Here is a 15300-nt window from a genome sequence, read left to right as displayed (position 1 = left end):
GTATGTTAGGGAAGTTCTTTAAACCAAAATGGCAACACGCTGATGCCAGTGTCCGCGTAAAATCACTGGCGAGCCTTGCCGGTGACAGCATGGAATTGATCAAGATTGCTCAAAGCGATCCTGACAGTGATGTACGCATGGAAGCCATTACCCGTTTGCACCACATTCCGACCTTGGTGCAAATGGGTCACACGGCGGGTTCGATTGGTGAACGCGCCCGTCAACGTGTTATTGGTTTGGCGGCGACTGATCACCGCCACGACCATTTACTGACGGAAGTCTTTGCTTGGCTACAGAATCCCGCGCTCCTCCGCAGCATTGCGCGTGATTCGATGCGGGGCGTTAAATTGCGTCATCAAGCCATCGCCAAGCTGGACGACCAAGAATTATTGTTCTCTATTGCCAGTAACGACACCTCCAAAGAGATTCAATACAGCGCTGCTGCTCAGATTCATGACTTGGCGCAACTTCAAGCCTTGGAAAAGCTGCACGGCAAAAATAATAAACGCCTGCGCCAATTGCTCAAAGAACGCGAAGACATTGTGCAACATCAGCACAAACAACAAGCCGACATCGACGCACTCTGTGCCGAAGCCGAAACCCTCGGCAACACCCAACGCTGGGCGCAAGAAAAAACCCGCGTCAAAGTACTGGAACAACGCTGGCAAAAAATCAGCAAAACCGCTAATGAAGCCCAACAACAACGCTTCCAAGAAGCGTTGACCGATTTTCAACAACGCCTGCAAACCTGGGAAACCGAACACACCCAGCAACAACAATTGCAAGCCCAACAAGCCGCTGAACAAGCGCGTTTAGCTGCCGAAGCCCAACAGCAAGCCGAAGCCGCCGCACAAGCCCAACAAGAGCGTCTCGAACAAGAACAGCAACGCGAAGCCGCCGCCCGCAAGAACCGCCAGCAACAACAAGCTCAACAAGAGCAAACCCTAGCCGACTTACACCACAGCTTGAAAACGCTGGAAGCTTATTTAGAAGCCGAACAATACGGCGAAGCCGTTGAAGTGCATAAAACCCTCAGAGAAAATCTCAAACAGGCCACGCACATCCCCGGCAAAGACCAAGCCTTTTTCCAACGCCGTCTGCAAGCACTCGCCCCCTTTCTGCGGGAAATTCAAGACTGGCGGCGTTGGGGTACGGATCAAGTACGTAAACAATTGATCGAAACAGCAGAACACCTGCGCACCGATGCAGAACTTGACCCCCAAGAACGTGCCAAGAAAATCCATTCCTTACGGGAAGAATGGCGCAAACTGTCCCAGCTCGAACCGGGGCAACAACACACGCTGTGGAAAGCCTTTGACAGCAACGCCACCGCCGCTTACGAACCCAGCAAACAATATTTTGCCGAACAAGCGCAACAACGTGCCACGCACCTCGAACAACGCAACACCATTTGCGCCCAACTCGAAGCCTTACATGCAGAGACCAACTGGGAAAATCCCGATTGGCGGGCGCTACAAATCGCCCTCAACGATTCCCGCAAACATTGGAAAGCCGCTGGAACTGTCAGCCACAAAGACTGGAAAAACGTCAATGACCGCTTCAATGCGGCGATGGATGCGCTAGAAACCCACTTTAAAGCCGAACGCGCCCGCAACTGGCAGGAACGCAGCCAACTGGTCGAACAAGCCAAAGCCCTGCTGGGTTCCCCCAACACCGCACAAGCCATTGAGCAAGCCAAAATGCTGCAAACCCAATGGCAAATTAGCCTCAGTTCGCGCCCTTCCGACGAACAACGTTTGTGGAAACAATTCCGTGAACCGATCGACACCCTGTTTGCGCGTGCGCGTGAAGAACGCCAGCAACAACAGCAAGAACGCGATGCGCAATTAGCAGAAACCACCCGTCAGTCTGAAGAACAGCGTCAACGCGAACTGGCACGTCAGCAGCAGCAACGTGCCGACTTGGAAGCCCTTGCTGCCCAATCCGCGCAACACAAACAAGCGGACACCAGTGCTGATGCGCAAATTGAAAACCGCAACACAGGTGAATTATTGTGCTTGCAACTGGAAATTCTGTTAGCGCTGGAAAGCCCTGCCGAATTTCAAGCCACGCGCCTCAAATATCAAGTCGCGCAACTCTCAGAAACCATGCGTAGCCGCAAAGAAACCGCGCAACCCAGTGCTCATGCGTTACCTGTTTTAAAACAGTGGTATGCTTTGGGGGGAATGCCCGCGACTTCCCTTGCCAGCCAGACAGCGCGGATCGAAAAAATTAAGCAGGCTCTGGTTCAGGTTCTGCCGTAAAACATTGCATTAAATCGGCTAACATCAGCGTCACTTCACCCGTCATCAGGGTGAATTCGATGTCCAGCTTTTCAGCACGTGATTGCGGGTCGGCATCCTTAAGGTTGTCGGCCAGCACATCCAAGAAGCGCACCTGACGCACCCCTAAATCTTCGGTCAAGACGAAACTGATCTTGTCTGCCCAGATTAAAGCGAGTTTAGACACCGTTTTACCCGCTGCCAAATTCGCTTGCACTTCTTCTGCCATCAGTTCGTGGCGCTTAAACGTTGCCACACTTTTAGCCTCGCCCTGCCCTTTTAATTCGCACGCTTCGCCCAAGGTAAATGGTGCGGGCAAGGTGTGATCATCCGCCAACCATTGCGTCATAAGTACCGCTGGACTCATATCGGTTTTCGGGGGAGCAACGGGCAAGCTGCCCAAGGTATTGCGCAACAAATGGGTTAAGCGTTCCGCTGGTGTGTTGGACGAGCTGTTAATAATCATCCAGCTATTGGGTAAATCCAGCCAAGCATCCATTTTTTTGGTGCGGGTGAAGGCTTTGGGCAGCAATTCAAATTCGATCTCATCGCGCAAATCTTGTTTTTCGCGCTTACCGATTTTGCGGGCTTCTTTTTCTTCGATGTCGGCAACCAAGGTATCGAGTTCTTCACGCACCACCGAAGCCGGGAGCAACTTTTCTTGATGCGCCAAGGTCAGTAACATACAACCGTTAGTCGCCAATACCAATTGCTCATTGTTGCGCCCAAACGGTGATACCCAACCGCTGGCTTCGCGCAATTCATTGCCGCAGCCCAGAAAGGGTTTGCTTTCAAGGGCTTCGTGTAGCGCTTCGGGCGTGAGATCGAAATCACTGCTCAAACGCAGCAGGTACAGATTCTTGAACCACATGGCAATGCCTTTCTATGCTAATGAGAAAGGCGCGATTATGCCGGAAAGCGCTTCAGACTTAAACAAACGGCAGCGTACCAAACTTAGCCCAAGGGCTGGCTTGCCCCAACCAACGTTGGGATACCGTGCCATAGACAGCGCGGAAATCGACCGTATGTTGCACATTGCCATCACCATCCAAACGGCTAAGATCGGGTGCGTCGCCGTAAATGCCGCCGCGCACCTTGCCGCCCATGACCAATTGCACCGACGCCGTGCCGTGGTCAGTGCCTTTGCCGTGGTTTTCTTGCACACGCCGCCCGAATTCGGAATACGTCATCAGCATGACATCGTTCCAGCGCCCGCCACGTTGCATGGCTTGCGCAAACGAATCCAGCGCCCCGGCAAGTTGATGCAGTAAATTACTCTGTACCGCCATTTGGTTGCTGTGGGTATCAAAACCGTCCAGCGTGACCATGTATACGGCTGCATCGACGCCGGTCAAAATCATCTTGGCAACCGCTTCCAATTCCCGCCCTAATTTGCCGGTAGAAAAATTGACGCCTAAGGCCATCGGGCGTTGCAATTTAGTGCTTAACTGTTCACCCGCTGCATACAGTTGGTGATGCACATTGGTGATATGTGCCAGTACCGAATTGGTACGCACCGGCTGAATGTCTTCCAGCAGGTTGATTTGACTCAGGAAAGACTGCGGGCTTTGCATCGCAATGGTATTGCAGTTTTTTCCGTTCATCGGCCCGCTGCTGTCACCGATCGCAATGCCGTGCAAACCGGGCTTACAACCGGGTAATAATGAACCTAACCAACCCGTTTCAGCGTATTGACTGGCATCCACCGCTGTTTCCCAAATATCGCTGGAACGAAAATGCGATAAGGTGCTGTGTGGATAACCTACCCCTTGTACCCACGCCATATTGCCTTTATCCCACCAGGGTTTGAGTGCTTTCAGGTAAGGGTTCAAGCTCTGTGCTTCACCAATGTCGATAAGTTGATGCTTAGGTACTGCAATCGTGGGGCGATGTTGATAATACAGCGGGTCATTGTGAGGAATCAGGGTATTCAACCCATCATTGCCCCCAGCCAGTTTGACTAACACCACAACCCGTTGTTGTGGGCGGGCAGGCACTGCCAATACTTCCGCAGGCAAAGCAGTCAACCAAGGCAGCAAGGCAGCCATTCCCATAAATTCGCGACGGTTCATGTAATCAACATCCGCATAAAGAGTATCAGGACACTTGAAACGCTGGATCAAGCAGCAACGCACGCACTAAGCGCAGCGCTCCCGGCGCTTGCGGTAGCGGTTTCAAGGGTTTAACGGGTAATAACCATTCGACCAATTGCTCGGCGGGTACATCGGGGAGTTTTACCCCATTGGCGACTTTTTCGTTTAAATTACCGCGTGACAATTTGGAAAGGTAAGCGTTGCGTACCAGTAAGGTTTGGGTACTGATCCAATGTTCCCCCCCCGCCCAGCCTTTAACGTTGGGCGGGTCGAATAATTCCTGACCCAACAGGCGGCACAGATTCAGCATTTCTTGAGTGGATTCGCGCGGGTAAGGCAACATACGTACCGTGCCAAGCACCAATTCCACGGGGGATTTCACCAAAGTGCCACGGTTTGCGCTTGCCCAAAATGCTTCACTGTTCAATACCGTGCGCATTAAGCCTTTAATGTCGTAATTCGATTGCTGTAATTGTTGCGCCCAAACACGAATCAATGCTGGGTCGGGGCGATTGCTGACAAACGCCAACCAGAATTTTTCCGTCAAGCGTTCCGCTGTGCGGGGGTGTGCCAGCAGTAGCTTAACAATGTCATCGCCTTTGAAATGCCCGGTTTTGCCCAAAAAGGTCACTTGCCCTTCGGTATGTTCATCAGTGCGAATCACAAACTTGCCGGTTTGATGATCAACACGCCAGCCCGTAAACGCTTGCGTTGCCGCTTTCACATCGGTTTCACGGTAATGCCCGCGCCCGATGGTAAATAATTCTAACAATTCGCGGGCAAAATTTTCATTGGGCTGATTTTTGTTATTTTGATGCCCATCCAAATACATCAGCATGGCAGGATCACGCGCAATCGCTTGCAACAATTCCGCAAAACTCCCCAATGCATAACGGCGAAACAATAAATTTTGTTGGTGCAACAGACTGGGCTGCAAGGTTTTTTGAATGGAAGAGGTGAAATGATTGTGCCAAAACAAGGTCATGCGTTCGAGAAATGGCGTTTTTGTGGTTAACATCTGCTCTACCCACCACGCCTGCAAGTTTTTGCCTTCGCGTTGTGAGATAGCCCACGCGGAATTACGACTTTTCATGTCGGTCAAACGCATGGGTTCTAACTTCAGCCATGGCGTCATCGCTGGAGCAGGTTTCAATGCCTCAGGTTTGGGGTGCAATACCCATTCGACTGCATCTTGTGTGGAACGCCCTTCCAAGTGTTTGATAGCATCCCATTCTGCGCCTAAGCCAGTGCGTGATACCAGATGTGCTGCATCTTTAAAAGCAAGTAATCCCATAACCTTACTGCGCTAGAAATAATATTAATAGTAACGTAACTGAGTGCTAAGTTTAGACCAAATTTTAATCTTAACGGCAGATTAATAAGATTATTTTGCAAGCTTTATGCCGCTAAGCGAAACGAAAAAAGCGATAAGCGATACTAGTGATGCAAAAGCACTGATGAATAGTTCAGCCGTTTTACGCAGCACTCGCACTGTACCCAACGCACTTTTCCCCAGAAACTTCATGATACCCTTGGTGTTTGTGCCGTATTTTAGGCTTATTTTTTCCAAACGGATTAAATCTTCACCATTTTCCACGTATTTCAATACATGCACGACATCAGCGGTAGAACTGGCCTTGCGAATCGTATTCACCTGTTCTGCCGTTTGTTGAAGCGCCCGCGTTGCTTGCGGGTTATAAGCTTTTAATGCAGCTTTACTGATGCCATCCATATTTTTTTCGGCACGCGCCGCCAATAGAAACCCTTTATAGTCGAACACGTCTGAACCCTGCCTGAGCAGAAAACGCTGAAAACCCGGTGTCAGCTTGCCTGCGCGTGCCGCCAATTTTGTGGTAGAAATACCACCTTTAGCGGGCGAAGCCGCCCCCGCACTCGCCACCGTCGCAGCGGTCAAGCCAACCCCGACCCCTGCCAAGGTGACAATCAATTCGTTGACTGGTTCGCCCTTGGCATACAATTGATATTGCGCCCATAAATCGCGGGCATCACCCACCACGGTAAAATCGGCAGTGATTGCGCCCGCCACACCAGCACCGCTGCTGGCTTCACCCTCGACAAAACCACTGGCAAAATCATTAACGGTACGGCGGGCGGTATTGAGTGGTGATTCCAAACGCTGCAATTCTGCCTCAAACTCAGCGGGATCAACCGCGTAACCAAAAGTGTGGGCAAGGCTTAAATACATTCGCGCATCGGCGGGATTATTATTGGCAATGGCTTCCTGCACTTGTTGACGCACGTCTTCCGCGCTGACTTGGTGCAACATCAATTGCGCCACGTCTGCCGCCATTTCGTCGTATTGCCAATAATCCAGCAATGCCTTCAAACTGCCGACCAATAGCACTAATGACACCAATAAAACGGTAAAATTCCAAATTTTCATTATCTTAGTCTAGTGCATTTCCAGCGTTTGACGTAAACCTAAGGGGTCATTGGGGTCGACACCTTCCATAAATGGCTTACGGCGGTCGTTATTGGTGATTTGGTAAACCTTGCCGATCCAATTGCTGTAAAACACTTTGGCGGTATCTCGCCAAGTATTGTGCAACATCGGCAGCAACAAGGTTTCGGGGAAATCCGGCAAGGGTTTGCCTTGGCGCTTGGCTATTTCCTGCGCTAAGCGGTATTCGGTTAGAATCGCTTTGGCTTTGGGGCGCAAATAATTTTCGGGGAATGGCGGGTAATCGTCCCGCGCCCCGTCAAACCAACGCAGGGTTTCGCGGCGGTATTCTTTCAGCAAACTCACCTGATCGTATTCGGGGTGCGCTTGCAGAAAAATCATGCGGAACAGATCAGGGCTGACCGCCATGTGTACGCCCGCCTCCTGACTTTCCACCAATATTTGTACGCCCACAGCTTCCAGTTCCGCCCGATCAATCTGATTGAAACGCGAGTGCGGCACGTCAAAGCGCGTATTCAAATCATTCACCAGCGGGTGTTCCGGCATGGTCACGGCATGGCTGTACACGCCCCAACGTTTGAATCCCAGCGGGCGGCGGCGGATTCCCCACAAATGTTGCACCAGCGCATGGCTTGCCAAACACGAACACAAGGTAGAGGTGACATTTTCCTGCGCCCAAGCCACTACCTCGCACAAACCATCCCAAAACGGTTCATCTTCCAGATGTTGCGCGGCAGGGTTTGCGCCGGTAATGATCAGCGCATCCAAGCCTTGTTCACGCAAATCGGCAAACTTTTCGTAGTATTGGTCGAGGTAAGCTTGCGCTTTGGCACTGCGCGGCAAACTTTCCAGCGTGAACGGGTGAATGTGAAATTGCGCAATCAGATTGGATTCGCCCACCAGCCGGAAAAACTGGCGTTCGGTTGCTGCCAACGCCGCATCCGGCATCATGTTCAGAAAACCGATATGCAGCTCGCGAATATCCTGATTGAAAGCGTAATCTTCGCTCAAAACCGTTTGGCCTTCTTGACGCAGGCGTTCAAACGTTGGCAATGCAGTGTGTGCAACTAATGGCATAGGAATCCCTCCCCGTACCTAACAACCTCAAGCATGACGCGCAATCGCCATTTCAATCAAGGCATTGAAATCGGCTTCATCACGCACTTGCGCGGCTTCTTCAGACGTAACCGTGTAGCCGTAGTCGTGTGCAATCGCCTCGTAACGCGGCAAACGCGAATGGAACAAGCGCGGGAATACCCAGCGCGTGAAATCATCCGGGATCATTTCGGCAGCGTATTGCAGCCCTTGTTCTTGCAAGTACACCGCCAAATGTTCACGCAGGAAATTCGGGCGGTAATACAACGGTTTTGGGTCACTACGTGCGCGGTCGATGAGCTTTTGCTCTTCATCTTTCGTGGTGACTTTGATGTACAAAATCAGGGTATTTTCTGCCAACAAATCAAACACCGCAGGTTCTTCCAACTCGCACAAACTGCCGCCAGCGTCATTGACGAAATGCGAATAGCCGTAAATCGTTTGGGCTTTGCGAATGAATTCCGGCACATCACGCATGGCGGCAATTTCGGCTTCGCGGTATTGCGCCTGACGTTGAATGAACGCATCCAGTGGTACGCCACCGAGTTCGGGATTGCCTAATTTGCCAACGAATGACAGCACCGGCCCCAAATCATTCACACGGATATTATTGCGGATGTAGATCCAATCATTGCGCAATAATTCGCGCAGGAACGGCACTTTCATCGCCTGCTCTTTGATCAAATCGAGAATGTCTTCATCCAGATAGCACGTACCAATGCGGTAGTCACCGGAATAATGAAACCAGTCATGCTCACGTAACATACTGGAAATATGGGTTTTACCAACACCAGACATGCCCAACAGCGTGACTTTTTTGTGTTCCCATTGGCGGTATTGTTCTACGGTTAAACGCACACTAAATCTCCGTACAAGTGGTTTCTTATAGGGCGGATACTTTACCACAACATCACTGTCCTGCACGCTAGAGGCTTGCAAGTTTTTAGCCTTCACGGTACTTTGCTGTTTTAAGCCTGTCGTTCTGTGCCAAATGAACAAACAAACCCTTATAGAACAACGCATTTACCGGCTACATCAGCGGGTCATCGAAAAACTGCAAGCCAACCCTGAACAGGTGGTCGGTATTGCCCGCGCCAACTTGCGGCGTTACCGTGCCAACAACGGTAATTGGCAGGCTTACACCGATTGGGAACAAAAGCTCTCCTTGCCCATAACAGACATTATCAACATTCTGGATTCCCACGACGAAAGCGCAGTGCTGGCACGCTCGAATTCTCCATTTGCCGGATGTCTTTCCGCCCATGAACGCTGGGAAATCCTACGCGAATTTAAGAACACTCATGAAACGTTATGAAATCGAACACTTGATCAGAGCTGCGGGGGCGATCACACAATGCAATGAAATCATTGTCATTGGTAGCCAGTCGATCCTTGGCAGCTACCCTGAAGCCCCGGCTGCTCTTTTGCAATCACGCGAAGCAGATTTAATCCCTGTCCAGTACCCTGAACGCGCCGACCTGATTGACGGTGTATTGGGTGAATTATCCCCGTTTGATGAAACGTTTGGGTACTACGCTGATGGTGTGGATAAAACGACAGCGATACTTCCCGAAGGCTGGGAAAGCCGCCTAATCAGGATTGCAAACACGAATACCAATAATGTTGTTGGCTTGTTTTTAGAGCCACATGATCTGATGACCAGCAAATTGTATGCTGGACGGGAAAAAGACATGGACTTTGTGGCAACAGCTATTCGTAGCGGCATTGTGGATGCCAATCTGATCAGGGAACGGATAAACAAAGTATCTGGTCAAGATACTATGCGCGATACTGTGCTGATAAGACTTGAACGGCTTCTTTGACAAGTCTAAACACGATGAAAATTGGCTCTTACACACTTGATAACAACCTGATTGTTGCGCCGATGGCTGGCGTGACGGATCGTCCGTTCCGTACCTTATGCAAACATTTTGGCGCAGGTCATGCCGTCAGCGAAATGATGTCGGTGGATGCGACCTTGTACGCGCAGAAAAAATCCTTGTACCGCGCTGATTTCGAAGGGGAACTTGCACCGATTTCAGCACAAATTGCGGGGTCTGAACCGGAGATGTTGGCGGAAGCGGCGCGTTATCAAGTCGCGAATGGGGCGCAGATTGTGGACATTAACATGGGTTGCCCTGCCCGCAAGGTTTGCCGCAAGCTGGCGGGTTCGGCGCTGTTACAAGATGAGGATTTGGTTAAGCGAATTTTGGATGCGGTGGTGTCTGCGGTGGATGTGCCGGTGACGCTGAAAACCCGTCTGGGATACGTCAATGGTGAGGAAAATATTCTGCGGGTTGCGGATATGGCGCAACAGGCAGGCATTGCGGCATTGGCGATTCATGGGCGCACGCGCGAACAAATGTACACAGGTGAGGCGCGTTATGAGCTGATTCGCGAAGTGAAACGCCACGTCAGAATTCCGATTATTGCTAATGGCGACATTGATAGCCCGCAAAAAGCCAAGGCGGTGCTGGAGGCGACTGGGGCAGATGCCATTATGATCGGGCGAGCGGCGCAGGGGCGACCGTGGATTTTTCGGGAAATCGCGCATTATTTGCAAACGGGCGAGGAATTGCCGCCGCCGAACGTTTCCGAAGTCCACGCGGTATTGCTGGGGCATTTAGATGATCTGTATCAGTTTTACGGGGAATATTCGGGGTGTCGCATCGCCCGTAAACATATTGCTTGGTATACCAATGGGTTGCATGACAGCAATACGTTCCGGCAGGCGATGTATGCGCAGGATAATACAGCGGGGCAGGCGCAGGCTGTGGATGCGTATTTTCAGGCGTTGTTGGTGCGGGATGAACGGCTGAATTATGAATCGAGTTCAGGCCAGAAATCATCAGCCATAAACTGCTCGTAATCCCACGGACACGTTTCGGGGAATATTTCCGGCGCAAGCCCAGTTTCACGTACTGCACCAGACACCGCATAACGGTAAGCAGATTCAATTAAAGCAGACAGCTTGCTTTTTAAACCGGGATTCTCTTTGAGATGCCCGACAATCCGTTGACGCTGTTCAATGATCGTAAATTTCCAGCTTCGCCCCTGATACGCTGGCTGATATTGCCATTTCAACAGGTGCATGAGTAAGGCTTCTAAAAAAGACTGCAAGGCACGTTTTTCCGACTTACTCATGTCCTCAACTTCCTCGATGATGTGTTCCCAGTCCACTTGGTCAAACTTGCGTTCGCGCAGCAGTGCAGCCTGTTGCAAAGACCATGTGTAGAGGTCTTGATCGTAAGCGACATTCGCCATGTTGACGCTTCCTCAATAATTGCTGATAGGCGAAGAATAACATAAATGGGCGAAGAAACCCCATCGGTAAGCGTTCGGCTCTGCCTACTAGCATACCGTGGGGTATTGGCTTTTCGCCGCGATGCAAAACACCACGGACAGGATAACGGTCTGGTCAAGTGTCGCTACTGCTGACATTTGAGCTAGGAGAGGACGAGGCGGAAACCTATGTTGTTGTTCCGATTATCCGGCGTGTTGTTGTTACGGTTAGCGGAACGCACGTTCTGTGCATTGTTGTTCCACGCGCCACCGCGCAACACGCGGTTAGTGCCTTGACCATTACCCAATAGTCATATAGCGGGTGAAGGATATAACTGCAAGTTTTGTTTACGCCATGCCTGACTGTCGGCGTGTAAGGTGATGGCATGAACCGACTGGTAAGCCTGCTGTAACACCAATTCAGTGATTTGCCCATCCAGCCATGCCTGTTCCCATTGGCGGCGTAATTGCTGGTAACGCTGGCGTTTACGGCGACTGAGCAAGATAGCCCCCGGCAAAATACGGTAGCCGCAATAGCTGACACCTGCACTGCTGCGGTTGATTTGGCTGTTGGGTTTGATGTGGAGTTGGCGCTCAACGTGCAGATATTCACGCAGGGCTGCCAGTTTTTCGTTGGCTTCTGCGCGGCTATTGCACCAAAACAGGGTGTCATCCATGTAGCGTACTTGCGCCTGAACCTTGAGGTGTTCGAGCAAGAAACGGTCTGTACCATCCAAATAGTAGTTAGCGAAATGCTGTGAGGTCAAAGAGCCAATCGGCAAACCTTTATCGGGTTTGGCGTGGTATGAATCAATGATACGCCAAAGTAGGAACAGAAAATCAGCGCCTTTAAAACGCCGTTGCAGTAAATCATGCAGAATTCGATGATCAATGCTGGGGAAATAGCCGGAAATATCGGTTTTGACATACCAAGGATAGCGCCGCAGGTTAGCTTGCACTTGGGCAACGGCGCGGTGTACACCTTTGTCCGGGCGGCAAGCGTAGGTGGTTGGGACTAGCGCCCGTTCAAACACAGGTTCAGCGAGATTCATGATGGCATGGTGCAACACGCGGTCTTCAAAACAAGCGGCGTGGATCAGGCGTTCTTTAGGGTCGTGGATGTAAAACTCGCGGTAACGGGCATACGGCACTTTGGCTTGCACTATGTCTTGCGCCAGTTGCTGGAGGTGTTGGTCGAGTTGGGTGGTGAAGCGGATAACATCGGGGCGGTGGCGTTTGCTGCGGGCGGCTTTCCAGACTGCCAGCGTCAAATTGTCGATGGCGGCTATGTCAGCCAGCCGGATGCAGTGGCGTTTCATCGGCTTGGGTTGTAGTGGTGACCGCTTCATCGGTTAGGGTGTTTTGCAGCAATTTGGTGAAATGTTTGCCGTATTTGTCCAGTTTGGCGCTGCCTATGCCGTTTATTTCCCCTAATGCGGTTAGCGAGGTGGCACGGTTTGTTACCATGTCGGCCAGTTGGGCATTGGTGAAAACGGCATAAATCGGCACACCGTCGCTATCGGCTAACGCCTTGCGTAACTCACGCAATTTGGAATATGCGGCAAAATCCTGCTCATTCAGGGTTTCACGGTAATCGACTTGGGCGCGTTTGTTGAGGGCTGCGGTGGGTTTGGCGGGGGATGCTGAAACTTCAAGGTAAACCACGCACACCGACCAGAAACAAAACTCACCATTTTCGACGAAACGTTTATCCACCGACACCAGCCGATGGCTGTTACAAAAACTATCAAGGTTGTCTTGATCGGCTTCTGGGTCTAGCGCATTCACGCTGAAAAACTTTAGCTTCATAACCTCTCCCTTCCTTGGGAAAAATAATTTGATCATCGTCCAAAAAATCCGCAACGCAGGGGGTAAACCCCCTGCACCCCCAAAGAGTGGCGCGTGCTGCTCCACCAAACGCGGGGCTACTCCGGTAACGCCCCCGCATTTGGCTACGCTGCCCACGCCACAAGAGCCGCCCCGGCGGCACTTGGCTCAACTTGACCTAGGAGAGGACGAGGCGGAAACCCATGTTGAGGCTCCGATCATCCGGCGTGTCGTAGTCACGGTTAGCGGAACGCACGTTCCGTGCATCGTTGATCCACGCGCCACCGCGCAACACGCGGTAAGTGCCAGATTCCCAAGCACTACCATCAACAGGCGCACCTTTGTAATCACTATGCCAAGTATCTAGCACCCATTCATACACATTGCCATTCATGTCCTGAAGTCCATAGCCATTCGCGGCAAAACTCCCGACAGGCGCGGTATAAACCCATTGATCCTTACCGCTCGCCAATCCATCACAACATTCATCCTTGCCATAATTGGCAAACTCATGGCTGGCTTTGTTACCCCAAGGATAAGCGCTATCCGTACCACCTCGCGCTGCATATTCCCATTCTGCTTCAGTCGGCAGACGGTAAGGTTTACCCGTCTCCTTGCTTAGCCACTGGGCATAAGTATTGGCGTCATTCCAGCTCACACCGACTATCGGATAATTGAAATCGGACAAGCCCGTACCTAGTTTTTTATAATAATCAGGTGCATTCGGCTCCAGCCATTCAGGAGCAGGGCAAACACCAACATCGACACAAGCCATGTATTGACCTACTGTCGTTTCAGTTTTTGCCATTTGAAAAGCACTAATCGTAACTTCGTGAGCTGGTGTTTCATCACCACCACATGCCGCTACGCCCTCTACGTTGTCGCGCCCATCCACACAACCCATTGTAAAAGTGCCAGCGGGGATCGGGAGCATATGCGGCATATCTTGGCTGTTCCCAGCAACAGGACGCGAAGCAGGCGGCTCAACCACAGCAACAGGTTCTGGGGCAGGGGCAGGGATAGGCTTCGGAGCAGGTGGCTTCGGCTGCGGCATCACACATTTGCCTTTTTTCCAATCACCGCCTTTCTTTTCACACTTTTGCTGTAATTCAGCAACGCGAGCAGCTTCGGCTTTTGCAGCAGCGGCTTTGGCTTTGTCAGCAGCTTCTTTCGCTTCACGCTTTACCCTTTCATCATACTGGCGTTTTTCTTCAGCAGCTTTTTCCTGCTTTATTTTCTCAACATCCTCAACAGCAAGCTTATCGAGGTCTGTTTCAGCACACACAACGCCAACACTCAAAATCAAAGTAGCAAATAAGTAAGCGCCCCAACCATGCAGGCGGGAAGATGATTTAAGGGCATATTTTGGGGTCATCAACTGCCTCCTTTAATTGCTTGTATAGATCGTTAGCTTTAACGTTATCTCGTTCAGCCGAGTCTTTATAAAATTTACAACTGGCTTTTATGTCTTTATCTGCGCCTCGCCCCTTCTGATAAACAATCCCCAACAGATACATCGCCTCACCTTCCCCTTTCTTTGCCAGATCAATCAGACGCTCAACAGCCGAAGGCCATGCACTTTCATCATCTGCTTCCAGCGTGGCCTTGGCTTGGGCCAATTCGTTAGCTTGGGCTTCTTTTGCCTTGCGTTCAGCTTCGGCTTGCACTTGGGCAGGGTCAATGGTAACGGGTGGAGCAGCAACCACTGTAGAAGCCTGCCTTGCAGGCGATTCTTCCTTCACAGGGTCAATTTGCGTGGACTGCCAATAAATACCACTACCGCCCAGCACCGCAGCAGAGATCAAGAGTGTCGGCAACCAAAGGAATTTTTTAGGCGGCTCTGGCTGCTGAGACGGTGGCACAGCCTTACCTGTTTGCACAAACTTGATGCCACGCAGTAAGCGCTGGAAATTCGCGTCATCCGCACTGCCCCGCCACTGACGCAAATCGGCGATCTGAATCGCATTAAACGGGGTCGGTATCTCGGTATCCTTACCCAGCACACTGATGAGATTGCGCTTGTTAAATGCCCACAAACATTCAGCCCGCACATAATCGGATGCCACCGAATTAGGTGTCCACACTGCCACCGTGCAGGTTGCCCCGTGTAACGCCTTTTGAATCACATCCTGATAATGTTGCCCCGGCAGAATTTCGGGATCCCACCACACTTCATAGCCGTGCGCTTCCAACCCTTTGGCAAGCCGTGCAACCCATTCACGATCTTTGGAACTGTAACTGATAAAAATGTCGGTCATTTGCTTAACTGATAGCCCGTTGCTGATAAACGGATAGTAAA

The 15300-nt window shown here is 51.2% G+C and carries 16 protein-coding genes; 4 read left to right on the top strand and 12 right to left on the bottom strand.

Translation table 11 applies throughout. From position 1 onward, the window contains the following. Nucleotides 1–2: 2 nt before the first annotated feature. Nucleotides 3–2264, top strand: coding sequence for a DUF349 domain-containing protein (locus tag HMY34_RS19145; protein ID WP_202717005.1), 2262 nt, complete (start codon nucleotides 3–5; stop codon nucleotides 2262–2264). On the opposite strand, the gene HMY34_RS19140 is transcribed toward HMY34_RS19145, so the two are convergent. The 6 genes from HMY34_RS19140 to HMY34_RS19115 all read right to left on the bottom strand — a co-directional run bounded on the left by HMY34_RS19140 (nucleotide 2233) and on the right by HMY34_RS19115 (nucleotide 8750). Beyond that, nucleotides 2233–3153, bottom strand: coding sequence for a recombination-associated protein RdgC (locus HMY34_RS19140; protein WP_202717004.1), 921 nt, complete (start codon nucleotides 3151–3153; stop codon nucleotides 2233–2235). The genes HMY34_RS19145 and HMY34_RS19140 overlap by 32 nt on opposite strands. A 58-nt stretch (nucleotides 3154–3211) precedes the next feature. Then, nucleotides 3212–4354 carry a DUF1501 domain-containing protein gene (locus HMY34_RS19135; RefSeq protein ID WP_228287925.1) on the bottom strand — a complete coding sequence of 381 codons (1143 nt, stop codon included), beginning with the start codon at nucleotides 4352–4354 and terminating at the stop codon, nucleotides 3212–3214. Between the two features lie 25 nt (nucleotides 4355–4379). After that, nucleotides 4380–5669, bottom strand: a complete 1290-nt coding sequence (locus HMY34_RS19130; RefSeq protein WP_202717003.1) for a DUF1800 domain-containing protein — start codon at nucleotides 5667–5669, stop codon at nucleotides 4380–4382. A 90-nt stretch (nucleotides 5670–5759) separates the two neighbouring features. Next, nucleotides 5760–6779 (bottom strand): hypothetical protein, encoded by a 1020-nt coding sequence (locus HMY34_RS19125; protein ID WP_202717002.1) that lies wholly within the window; start codon nucleotides 6777–6779, stop codon nucleotides 5760–5762. 9 nt (nucleotides 6780–6788) lie between these two features. Further along, entirely contained in the window at nucleotides 6789–7874 is a 1086-nt protein-coding gene (metA, locus tag HMY34_RS19120; RefSeq protein ID WP_202717001.1) for a homoserine O-succinyltransferase MetA, read from the bottom strand. Between the two features lie 27 nt (nucleotides 7875–7901). Beyond that, on the bottom strand, nucleotides 7902–8750 hold the full coding sequence (locus tag HMY34_RS19115) for an ATPase (RefSeq protein WP_202717000.1): 849 nt from the start codon (nucleotides 8748–8750) through the stop codon (nucleotides 7902–7904). Between the two features lie 133 nt (nucleotides 8751–8883). On the opposite strand from HMY34_RS19115, the gene HMY34_RS19110 reads away from it, so the two are divergent. Genes HMY34_RS19110 through dusB form a run of 3 tightly spaced genes read left to right on the top strand, consistent with a single transcriptional unit; the run spans nucleotide 8884 to nucleotide 10761 of the window. Next, complete coding sequence (locus HMY34_RS19110; protein ID WP_202716999.1) at nucleotides 8884–9207, top strand: hypothetical protein; 324 nt, start codon at nucleotides 8884–8886, stop codon at nucleotides 9205–9207. Continuing rightward, nucleotides 9194–9715, top strand: a complete 522-nt coding sequence (locus HMY34_RS19105) for a DUF6036 family nucleotidyltransferase (protein WP_202716998.1) — start codon at nucleotides 9194–9196, stop codon at nucleotides 9713–9715. The genes HMY34_RS19110 and HMY34_RS19105 overlap by 14 nt, the downstream gene beginning before the upstream one ends. A 14-nt stretch (nucleotides 9716–9729) precedes the next feature. Next, complete coding sequence (gene dusB / locus HMY34_RS19100) at nucleotides 9730–10761, top strand: tRNA dihydrouridine synthase DusB (protein WP_202716997.1); 1032 nt, start codon at nucleotides 9730–9732, stop codon at nucleotides 10759–10761. Here the strand turns inward: dusB and HMY34_RS19095 are convergent. The 6 genes from HMY34_RS19095 to HMY34_RS19070 form a co-directional block, all read right to left on the bottom strand. Then, entirely contained in the window at nucleotides 10713–11156 is a 444-nt protein-coding gene (locus tag HMY34_RS19095; RefSeq protein WP_202716996.1) for a DUF29 domain-containing protein, read from the bottom strand. The two genes, dusB and HMY34_RS19095, sit on opposite strands and share 49 nt — an antisense overlap. Nucleotides 11157–11338: 182 nt before the next feature. Continuing rightward, nucleotides 11339–11416 (bottom strand): hypothetical protein, encoded by a 78-nt coding sequence (locus HMY34_RS20425; RefSeq protein WP_266096960.1) that lies wholly within the window; start codon nucleotides 11414–11416, stop codon nucleotides 11339–11341. Between the two features lie 69 nt (nucleotides 11417–11485). Beyond that, a complete protein-coding gene (locus HMY34_RS19085) occupies nucleotides 11486–12523 on the bottom strand; it encodes a reverse transcriptase/maturase family protein (protein ID WP_202716994.1) in 1038 nt (345 codons plus the stop codon). Further along, a complete protein-coding gene (locus tag HMY34_RS19080) occupies nucleotides 12465–12983 on the bottom strand; it encodes an HRDC domain-containing protein (protein ID WP_202716993.1) in 519 nt (172 codons plus the stop codon). Before HMY34_RS19080 ends, HMY34_RS19085 begins: the two co-directional genes overlap by 59 nt. Nucleotides 12984–13179: 196 nt before the next feature. Further along, nucleotides 13180–14376, bottom strand: a complete 1197-nt coding sequence (locus tag HMY34_RS19075) for a formylglycine-generating enzyme family protein (RefSeq protein WP_202716992.1) — start codon at nucleotides 14374–14376, stop codon at nucleotides 13180–13182. Further along, on the bottom strand, nucleotides 14354–15259 hold the full coding sequence (locus HMY34_RS19070; RefSeq protein ID WP_202716991.1) for a toll/interleukin-1 receptor domain-containing protein: 906 nt from the start codon (nucleotides 15257–15259) through the stop codon (nucleotides 14354–14356). The genes HMY34_RS19075 and HMY34_RS19070 overlap by 23 nt, the downstream gene beginning before the upstream one ends. Between the last annotated feature and the right edge of the window lie 41 nt (nucleotides 15260–15300).

The organism is Thiothrix subterranea, assembly GCF_016772315.1.
In the GTDB taxonomy this organism is placed as follows: domain Bacteria; phylum Pseudomonadota; class Gammaproteobacteria; order Thiotrichales; family Thiotrichaceae; genus Thiothrix; species Thiothrix subterranea.
This window is presented reverse-complemented; position numbering and strand designations above follow the sequence as displayed.

What these genes read in the sequence shown, in the direction of transcription:
- HMY34_RS19070 (WP_202716991.1), bottom strand. Translation starts at nt 15,259, where the DNA reads ATGACCGACATTTTTATCAGTTACAGTTCCAAAGATCGTGAATGGGTT.
- HMY34_RS19110 (WP_202716999.1), top strand. Translation starts at nt 8,884, where the DNA reads ATGAACAAACAAACCCTTATAGAACAACGCATTTACCGGCTACATCAG.
- HMY34_RS19105 (WP_202716998.1), top strand. Translation starts at nt 9,194, where the DNA reads ATGAAACGTTATGAAATCGAACACTTGATCAGAGCTGCGGGGGCGATC.
- HMY34_RS19125 (WP_202717002.1), bottom strand. Translation starts at nt 6,779, where the DNA reads ATGAAAATTTGGAATTTTACCGTTTTATTGGTGTCATTAGTGCTATTG.
- HMY34_RS19075 (WP_202716992.1), bottom strand. Translation starts at nt 14,376, where the DNA reads ATGACCCCAAAATATGCCCTTAAATCATCTTCCCGCCTGCATGGTTGG.
- metA (WP_202717001.1), bottom strand. Translation starts at nt 7,874, where the DNA reads ATGCCATTAGTTGCACACACTGCATTGCCAACGTTTGAACGCCTGCGT.
- HMY34_RS19080 (WP_202716993.1), bottom strand. Translation starts at nt 12,983, where the DNA reads ATGAAGCTAAAGTTTTTCAGCGTGAATGCGCTAGACCCAGAAGCCGAT.
- HMY34_RS19085 (WP_202716994.1), bottom strand. Translation starts at nt 12,523, where the DNA reads ATGAAGCGGTCACCACTACAACCCAAGCCGATGAAACGCCACTGCATC.
- HMY34_RS19130 (WP_202717003.1), bottom strand. Translation starts at nt 5,669, where the DNA reads ATGGGATTACTTGCTTTTAAAGATGCAGCACATCTGGTATCACGCACT.
- HMY34_RS19140 (WP_202717004.1), bottom strand. Translation starts at nt 3,153, where the DNA reads ATGTGGTTCAAGAATCTGTACCTGCTGCGTTTGAGCAGTGATTTCGAT.
- HMY34_RS19145 (WP_202717005.1), top strand. Translation starts at nt 3, where the DNA reads ATGTTAGGGAAGTTCTTTAAACCAAAATGGCAACACGCTGATGCCAGT.
- dusB (WP_202716997.1), top strand. Translation starts at nt 9,730, where the DNA reads ATGAAAATTGGCTCTTACACACTTGATAACAACCTGATTGTTGCGCCG.
- HMY34_RS19135 (WP_228287925.1), bottom strand. Translation starts at nt 4,354, where the DNA reads ATGAACCGTCGCGAATTTATGGGAATGGCTGCCTTGCTGCCTTGGTTG.
- HMY34_RS19095 (WP_202716996.1), bottom strand. Translation starts at nt 11,156, where the DNA reads ATGGCGAATGTCGCTTACGATCAAGACCTCTACACATGGTCTTTGCAA.